Raw genomic sequence first — 6,173 nt, 5'->3', positions numbered from 1 at the left:
TCCATCGACTCCTGGTCGACCAGGTCCGGCACGAGTTCACCGCGTCGCACCAGTACGTGGCGATCGCCGCCTGGTTCGACGACCAGGACCTGCCCCAGTTGGCCCGGGTCTTCTACGAGCAGTCCCTCGAGGAACGCGACCACGCGATGATGCTCGTGCGGTACCTGCTCGACAACGACGTGACGTTCGCCCTCCCGGGTGTCGACGCGATCGAGACGGATTTCGCCGTCACCCGTGACCTTGTCGCCCTGGCCCTGCGTCAGGAGCGAGAGGTGAGCGACCAGTTCCAATACCTGGCCAAGGTGGCCCGTGACGAAGAGGACTACACGGGCGAACAGTTCCTGCAGTGGTTCATCCAGGAGCAGGTCGAGGAGGTCGCCAAGATGTCGACCCTCCTCAACGTCGTGGACCGTTCCAACGGCAACCTTTTCGACGTGGAGACCTTCGTGGCCCGCGACATGCCCAGCGAGGACAACGGCAGCCAGTCCGCGCCCGGCACCGCCGGCCCCTCCGTGTCCTGACCCACGACGCCTCGCGTGAACACACGCCCCGCCCGGCTCCCGGGCGGGGCGTCGTCGCGCGGCCCGGCCGGGGCATACTGGGGACATGCCTGAGGCTCTGCCGATCTTCCCACTGAACACCGTGCTGTTCCCGGGGATGACGATCCCCCTGCACGTCTTCGAGCAGCGGTACCGGAAGCTGGTCTCGGAACTGCTCGGACCCACGATGGCCGGGGGCGAGGCCGGTGGCCGCGAACGCGGGCCGGCCCGTTTCGGTGTCGTGTGGATCGAGTTGGGCCACGAGGTGGCGAGCGAGTCCGGTCAGGGCGCGGGCGGTGCCGACACCGGAGTGCCGCACACCGTCGAGCACACGCGTGCGCCGTCGCTTCCGGTGGTGAGCGCCGTGGGGTGCACGGCGGTGGTGCGCGACGTACGCACCTACGAGGACGGCCGATACGACCTGGTGGTCGAGGGCGGCACCCGGTTCCGTGTCATCGATCTGTCGGAGGTCGACACCTTCGGCACCGACGACTACTCCACCGCCTCGGTGTCGTTGCTCCCCGAGGCCTTGGGACCGGACGCCAAGGAACACGCCGACCGGGTGCAGGACCTGTACGAGGTCTACCGGGGGCGGTTGTCCCAGATCGGCATGGCCCCGGAGACCTCCCGTGACCTGCCACGCGACCCGATCGCGCTGTCCCACGCGGTGGCCGCCTCGATCGTGCTGGACCCGGCGGAGAAGCAGCGCCTGTTGGAGGCCGAGGACGCCGCGACCCGGTTGGCCGTGGCCGCGCGTTTCCTGCGCCGGGAGAACCGGATCGTGGCCGCACCCACCCTGCCGAACCTTCCGGCGGGCCCCTTCCTCAACAACGGCGTCTCCTTCAACTAGCGTGCCCGTCGAAACCGGGCAGGCGTTGCGCTAGCCTGCCCGCAAGCCATAGACCAGTGGAAAGCCCAGGTAGCCGATGAGTGGAAAAGCCACGCCCGCGACCGTGGCGGCGGGACGGACCAAGACCACCTACACCCTGCACGCCTACGAGGTCGGTGGAGACGGCGACGGCCACTCCTATGGGGCCGACGCGGCGGACGCGATCGGAGTGCCCCACCATCAGGTGTTCAAGACCCTGGTGGCCGAGGTGGACGGGGTGTTCACCGTCGGGGTGGTCCCGGTGAGCGGTTCGTTGGACCTCAAGGCGTTGGCCATGGCGGTCGGTGGCAAGAGGGCCACGATGGCAGAGCCGGCCCGCGCGGAGAAGATCACCGGGTACGTGCGAGGCGGCATCAGCCCGCTGGGACAGCGCAAACGGCTGCGCACGGTGATCGATTCCTCGATCACCTCCCTGGCCGCGGTGTACGTGTCGGCGGGGCGGCGCGGCCTGCAGATGGAGTTGGCCCCGGCCGATCTGATCCGACTGACCGAGGCGATCACCGCACCCATCTCGTCGACCTGAGGTGAGGTGCCACACGCAGCGGATTCCGCTGTGACACAAGGGACCGTGGACCCCGGCACATTCGACCACAAGCTGTTGCCCACCCCCCTACCCGGCGGTAGCTTTGTGAAATGGGCAACATCTCATCCCCCTATCGGTCCGTCCCCGACATGTTCGCCTCCCGCGTCGCCCGATCCGGCGATCGGGAGGCGTTCAGTTATCCCGTCCCCTCCCCCGGTGGTGATCCCGAAACCTGGCAGAGGCTCACCTGGAACCAGACCCGCGACCGTGTGCGCGACCTGGCCCTGGGCCTGCACTCCCTCGGCCTGACCTCCCAGGCCCGCTGCGCGATCGTCTCCAACACCCGGATCGAGTGGATTCTGGCCGACCTGGCGATCCTGTGCGCCGGCGGCGCCTCCACCCCCATCTATCCCGGTTCCACCCCGCCGGACTGTGCCTACATTGTCTCCGACTCCGGCAGTCTGGTGGCCTTCGCCGAGGACGACGAACAGGTCGCCAAGCTCCAGGGGCAGCGCGCGGCCATGCCCGGGCTGTCCAAGGTGATCGCTTTCGAGGGTGAGGCGGGTGGCGACGACGACTGGGTCATGGGCCTGGCCGAGTTGGCCGAGCGCGGCGCCGAACTCCACGCCGAGCGGCCCGAACTCTTCGACGAACTCGTCGCCGCCGTCGAACCCGAGGACCTCGCCACCCTGATCTACACCTCGGGCACGACCGGACGCGCCAAGGGCGTGCGTCTGGACCACTCCAACTGGCTGTACGAGGCGCAGGCGCTGGAGGTCCTGGACCAGGAGATGGCCGGCCGGGGTCGGCAGATGCTGACCATCGACGACGTGCAGTACCTGTGGCTGCCCCTGGCCCACGCCTTCGGCAAGGTCATGCAGGTCGCCCAGTTGCGGCTGGGCTTTCGCACCGCCGTGGACGGGCGAGTGGAAAAGATCGTCGACAACCTCGCCGTGGTGCGGCCGACCTTCATGGCGGCGGCTCCCCGCATCTTCGAGAAGGTGTACAACAAGGTCGTCCTGCGGGCCAAGGAGGGCGGCGCCGCCAAGTACCGGATCTTCAAGTGGGCGGTGGGCGTGGGCGACCAGGTGGCCCGAGTCCGTGAAACGGGCAAGGAACCCACCGGGGCGCTGGCGGCCCGGCACAGGGTGGCCGACCGTCTGGTGTTCGCCGAGCTGCGTGCCCTTTTCGGTGGTCGACTGCGCTTCTTCGTCTCCGGCAGCGCGCCGCTGGCCCCGGAGATCGGGCGGTTCTTCTACGGCGCGGGGATCACCATCCTGGAGGGCTACGGGCTGACCGAGACCTCCGCCGGCGCCTTCCTCAACCGGCCCGGTGAGGTGCGCTTCGGAACAGTTGGGCTGCCGTTGCCCGGAACCGAGGTCAGGATCGCCGAGGACGGCGAGGTGTTGCTGCGCGGCCAGGGCGTCATGCGCGGATACCACAACCTGTCCGGCTCCACCGAGGCCGTGCTCACCGAGGACGGTTGGTTCGCCACCGGTGACATCGGCACCCTGGAGAACGGGCGGCTGCGGATCACCGACCGGAAGAAGGAACTGATCAAGACCTCCGGTGGCAAGTTCGTGGCACCGCAGGGCATCGAGAGCCGATTCAAGTCGCTGTGCCCGTACGTGAGCAACCTGGTCGTGCACGGCGATCGGCGGCCCTACTGCGTGGCGCTGGTGGCACTGGACCCGGAGTCGATCGACGAGTGGGCCGGGGCAAACGGTTTGGGCGCGCTCGACTACGGCGGCCTGACCAGGTCGTCCAGGGTCCGGGCCATGGTCGAGGCGGCCATCGACGAGTTGAACGAGAACCTGCCCCGGCACGAGTCCATCAAGAAGTTCACGATCCTGCCGAGCCCGCTGACGGTGGAGGCCGGCGAGATCACCCCGAGCCTGAAGATGCGCCGCCGGGCGGTGGAGGAGAAGTACGCCGAGTTGCTCGACGCGATGTACGAGGACTCCGTCCAGCGTCTGTGATCGCTGTTCAGGGACGCCGGCTCTCGGGGTCGGTCCGCTCCTCCCCCTCCGAGGCCGGGGGCGCCGTCGTCGCGTGCGGGACCTGACCGTTGGGCGAGGGCGGGGTCGGTGCGAGGGATTCGGGCTCACGGAGCGGTTCGGGGACGCCGGGCTGGTCGGAGCGCAACAGGCTGATGCCGTCGAGCAGCCCGTACTGCAGCACGTGCACGAAGGGCCACACGATGAGGAAGGCCAGGGCCTGGAGCTGGAGCGCGCCGGTGACGGTGTCTCCGGGTTCGGCCGCGAGGACCACCTCCCGAGCGGGGGCGTCCAACGCGACACCGATCCGCCAGACCAGGGCGCTGCCGGCGACCGCGCCCAGGAAACCCGCCAACAGCAACACCAGTCGAAGATCCTGTTCGCGCCGCTCGGACAGTCTGAACTGGATCATGTAGCAGGCGTAACCGGTGACGATCCCGGCCGTCGCGGTGATGAGGACGAAGTAGCCCTCACCCGCGAAGACCTCCTCGGTGGCGCCGGCGAAGACGTCGCCGTCGCCCAGCGCGGTCACCTCGGGTCGAGGGGCGAGCCACCACCACAGCGGGCCGAGGAGCGCCCCGAGCAGCGCCATCACACCGAACACCGCCGCGGCCACGGCCAGACCGCGCCCCACCCCCGACGCGCCCGAACGGCCGCCCTCCGTCTTCACCCCGCGTGCCTCCTTCGTGTCCCGGACCTGCCGAAAACCAGTGGATACCGGTGACGACCCGAAGGACAATACCCGCATGTACGACAAGAGCGGTCCCGTGGCCCGGCCCAAGCGTGTCGATCCTCCCATGGCGGCGGACGAGCGGACGATGCTGCTGTCCTGGATGGAGTGGCACCGCTCCACCGTGCACCTCAAGTGCGCGGGCCTGGACCCGGCCCTGTCCTCGGCCGCTCCGATCCCGTCCTCACCGATGACCACGATCGGTGGGATCGTGTCGCATCTGCGCTGGGTCGAGGCGTTCTGGTTCGAGGTGGTGATGCTCGACCAACCCGACGTGGCGCCGTACTCGACCCGGGACCCCGACGGTGAGTTCCGGGTCGGCGCGGAGCGTCCCCTGGACGAGCTGCTGGCCGACTACGAACGCCAGTGCGAACGTTCCCGAGAGATCACCTCCCACCTTGAGCTGGGCAACTCCTCCCGCCGCGTCCTCCAGCACGGCCGTGGGAGGACCACCCTGCGCTGGGTGCTCAACCACATGATCGAGGAGACGGCCCGCCACAACGGACACCTGGACCTGCTCCGGGAGTTGGCCGATGGCTCCGTCGGCCAGTGATCCGTATCTTCTGGTGCCTTCGCCGACGCTTCGGTGGGTGTTCTGTGCCCTTGCGGCGGAATTCGGGTTCCGGCCCACTCGGCATCGCCGTCGGCGCCACGGCACCCCCATGGTCCGGGGGCGCCGTGGCCGATGGGACGGCCCCTACGCGTCCTCGGAATCCTCGTCCTGGCCCGCGGCCTCACCCGATGCCGGGACGTCCTCCTCGGCCAGGATCAGGTAGAGGTTGCGCCGGGTCTCGGCCAGCAACCGCTTGGCGTGTTCCACCTGTTCGGGAGTGCCGGCCTGGGCGACCTGTGCCGCGGCCGCGGCGAGCTGGTAGGCCTGCGTGCTGAGCTCCTCGTAGTGCGACCTGGCGTCGGCGTAGGCGTCGGCGCCCGCCTCCCACGGAGGGGTGAGGTCGGGTCCTTGTTCCTCCAGGTAGGTCACGCCCTCGTCGGTGAGCTTGTAGGGGCGTCGACGCCCCTCACCCTCGATCTGTTCGATCAGGCCCTCGTCCTCCAGTTGCTGGAGCATCGGGTAGACCGACCCGGAACTGGGCCGCCAGGCGCCACCGCTGCGTTCGCGGCCCTCCCGGATGATCTCGTATCCGCTGCGGGGCTCCTCCTCCAGGAGCAGGAGGATGCCGGTGCGCACGTCACCACGCTTGGCGCGGGGGCCGCCGCGCCGCCGACCGTGTCGGCCGCCACCGGGTCCGCCCTCGTGGCCGAGGAACCCACCGAAGCCGCCGGGCCCGAAGGGGCCTCCGGGGGGACCGGGGATCACGGGACCTCCGGGGCCTCCCCACAAGGGGTGCGGCGGCCGGGGCGGGTGTGGTGGCCGGGGTGGTTCCGATGCTTCGGCCCGGTGGTCGTGATGGTCGTGTCGGCCCCAGGGGCCGAACCGGTCGCGCTCCTGGGCGCGTCGTTCCCACCGACCCTGGAGTCCGGCCCGGCGTCGGGA

Annotated in this window: 7 protein-coding genes; 5 read left to right on the top strand and 2 right to left on the bottom strand. The window is 69.5% G+C overall.

Translation table 11 applies throughout. The features are described 5' to 3' along the window. The 4 genes from K8V84_RS17655 to K8V84_RS17640 all read left to right on the top strand — a co-directional run. Positions 1–521: ferritin (locus tag K8V84_RS17655; protein WP_304076275.1), on the top strand; the 521-nt coding region annotated here is incomplete at its 5' end. Between the two features lie 85 nt (positions 522–606). After that, positions 607–1,389 carry an LON peptidase substrate-binding domain-containing protein gene (locus K8V84_RS17650; RefSeq protein ID WP_304076273.1) on the top strand — a complete coding sequence of 261 codons (783 nt, stop codon included), beginning with the start codon at positions 607–609 and terminating at the stop codon, positions 1,387–1,389. A 76-nt stretch (positions 1,390–1,465) separates the two neighbouring features. Continuing rightward, positions 1,466–1,951, top strand: a complete 486-nt coding sequence (gene ybaK, locus K8V84_RS17645) for a Cys-tRNA(Pro) deacylase (RefSeq protein ID WP_304076272.1) — start codon at positions 1,466–1,468, stop codon at positions 1,949–1,951. A 110-nt stretch (positions 1,952–2,061) separates the two neighbouring features. Then, entirely contained in the window at positions 2,062–3,930 is a 1,869-nt protein-coding gene (locus tag K8V84_RS17640; protein WP_304076270.1) for a long-chain fatty acid--CoA ligase, read from the top strand. Positions 3,931–3,937: 7 nt separating this feature from the next. On the opposite strand, the gene K8V84_RS17635 is transcribed toward K8V84_RS17640, so the two are convergent. Further along, positions 3,938–4,618 (bottom strand): hypothetical protein, encoded by a 681-nt coding sequence (locus K8V84_RS17635; protein ID WP_304076269.1) that lies wholly within the window; start codon positions 4,616–4,618, stop codon positions 3,938–3,940. A gap of 76 nt (positions 4,619–4,694) precedes the next feature. Here K8V84_RS17635 and K8V84_RS17630 point away from each other — a divergent pair, with 76 nt between their 5' ends. Then, positions 4,695–5,231: a DinB family protein gene (locus K8V84_RS17630; protein ID WP_304076267.1), complete on the top strand. Its 537-nt coding sequence runs from the start codon at positions 4,695–4,697 to the stop codon at positions 5,229–5,231. A 144-nt stretch (positions 5,232–5,375) separates the two neighbouring features. Here K8V84_RS17630 and K8V84_RS17625 read toward each other — a convergent pair. After that, the coding region (locus K8V84_RS17625; RefSeq protein ID WP_304076265.1) for a PadR family transcriptional regulator at positions 5,376–6,173 on the bottom strand (798 nt) is incomplete at its 5' end.

This window comes from Nocardiopsis listeri (assembly GCF_020741345.1).
In the GTDB taxonomy this organism is placed as follows: Bacteria; Actinomycetota; Actinomycetes; order Streptosporangiales; family Streptosporangiaceae; genus Nocardiopsis; species Nocardiopsis listeri_A.
Note: the sequence above shows the minus strand (reverse complement) of the source record. Positions and strands in the feature narration are given on the sequence as shown.